Here is a 2,013-nt window from a genome sequence, read left to right as displayed (position 1 = left end):
TAATGTTTTGGCTGAATTAGCCTTGGTGTTTAACCATCCGTAATTTCTACTTAAATTGCTCATAATATTTATATTTTATATCATGAGCTTAACGCTCCGGTAAGTTGAAATACTTCAGCTACCGGAGGTTGAGTTCAACATAATATAAAACCCATTTGCTCACCACCTTGTAGATAATTGTCTGCTAAACAGCCCATAATTTATGCTTGCTTTTCATAGCTGGCAATCAAGAATAGTGCTTTAGTCAGGCGCGGTACCTAATTATTCTAAGCTTTTGCAATTTATAAAGGGCATCAGTTTGTGGAGAAAGCATAAATTACTACTTTCAGTATTTCATAGCCTAGTATAACAAACGGGTTTTATATTGGCGTTGTGGGTAATGGTTGTATAACATGACATTCAATATTTATTCTATGCAATTATGATTGAGAATACTAATTATATGAAGAGAGGAGTAGCGGTTCTTTTCTTAATAACCTTTGTTTGTTCTGTTTCTCACTCTCAAATAACAGAATACTTTTCAGGTGAACGTTGCTATTATTACAATGCAATATATATCGACTCTATTGGGGATACAATTACGAATGAAACTCTAAAAATTCTTCCAACTAAAAGAAGGTGGATTTTTCAACCTGGGAAGCAAAGGGTAGTTAAATACATTTATAATACAGACACTTCTCAGTACAAAAATTACCTTGATCCAGATGATTTCTTTAGAGAAAAAAATAAAAAATACTATACAAAGAAAAATAAATATAGGCTTAAGGAAGTTGAGAAAACAGGAGGTTACTGCAATGGTGAAATCTTTTATATGCATCCGCCTAGAACTAATCAGTATAGAATGCTTTTTTATTCTGTTCATCCTTTTTTCGCTTTGCGTGCATTGAATAAGAAACATGACGAATTCGAAGGAAGAAGCCTAAATATTCTGGGAATGGGTAAATTCATCCATAATTTCATCGTTGATTCCTTAGGTGAAAAAAAGATTTTTAATGATAAGAAAGTCGAAATATGGCAGGTATATGTTGAATCTGAATTGGAGCCAGCTACGGATTATTTTGATAGAAATAAATGGAAATATCAGTCGACATTCGAAGCGCTTTTTTGTGAAGAATACGGGTTTATTGAAATGAACTACAAATTCAAAACTGGAGTGAAGATCGCATTTAAACTAAAAAATATTGAGGAATTGTGATAGTGATATTTTCATTTGATGGGGACAAAAACACTATTAAAGTAATAGTTTGATTGAATAATACCCACAACATTGTATAAGCGTAATGCGGGTTAAATAGTAAAATTGAGCATTTTTGCTCTTAAGAAACTTTGCGGTGAGCGGATAGTGAAGCATTCTTAAATCCCGCACTACGCTTATACTTAACCGAGCATGAAATCAAATAAAGAATACATTTTTCAGACCTATAACTTCTATCGCTTATGGACTTGGACCAAAAGGGTTTGTGCTATTCTTTTAATTATTGCTAGTATCTATCTTGTTGACAATCCAGACTTCACTCTTACAATCAAGACTGTGATCGCCTTCTTGCTAAGCGGTCTCATAATAATCCAAAGAAAGCACGACTTAGCTGTTGACGAAAATAATCTGTACCTTTTCAAAACATCAATAGTAAAGAGACTTACCAAAATTGATAAATATCCAATTAGCGAAATAAAATCAATCAGGGCATCTGGCTGGCATTCGGACAGATGGGAAATAATTGATACTTTTAATGGAGGAGCTAATTCAGGTGGTAATTATACCGATGTCGAGATCGATTTCATTAACAGAACCTCTTTTAGTGAAAGCCTTTCTATTCATAGAAAGGATATCAATAGAATGATCAAGCTTGTCGATAGACTAAAAAATAAGCCTAATCGAGGTACTGTCTTTAAAAGCAAGTAAATAAATATAATTTTTCTAACTTTGTTCTAGCGAAAAGAGGACTTCAGGCGATTCTTTGCATGGAAGTTCATCTTGTGTAGCCTCAGTATCCGCTGGGGCTACTTGTTTTT

General features: G+C 33.5%; 2 protein-coding genes. Both read left to right on the top strand.

The genetic code is table 11. From position 1 onward, the window contains the following. Nucleotides 1-442 precede the first annotated feature (442 nt). Entirely contained in the window at nucleotides 443-1,195 is a 753-nt protein-coding gene (locus tag VFM92_RS05910) for a hypothetical protein (protein WP_325121273.1), read from the top strand. Nucleotides 1,196-1,387: 192 nt separating this feature from the next. Further along, a complete protein-coding gene (locus VFM92_RS05905; RefSeq protein WP_325121272.1) occupies nucleotides 1,388-1,903 on the top strand; it encodes a hypothetical protein in 516 nt (171 codons plus the stop codon). The last annotated feature ends 110 nt before the right edge of the window (nucleotides 1,904-2,013 follow it).

The organism is Marivirga sp. (assembly GCF_035704835.1).
Classification (GTDB): domain Bacteria; phylum Bacteroidota; class Bacteroidia; order Cytophagales; family Cyclobacteriaceae; genus Marivirga.
This window is presented reverse-complemented; position numbering and strand designations above follow the sequence as displayed.

Coding starts and splice junctions, on each gene's coding strand:
- VFM92_RS05910 (WP_325121273.1), top strand. CDS start 443: ATGAAGAGAGGAGTAGCGGTTCTTTTCTTAATAACCTTTGTTTGTTCT.
- VFM92_RS05905 (WP_325121272.1), top strand. CDS start 1,388: ATGAAATCAAATAAAGAATACATTTTTCAGACCTATAACTTCTATCGC.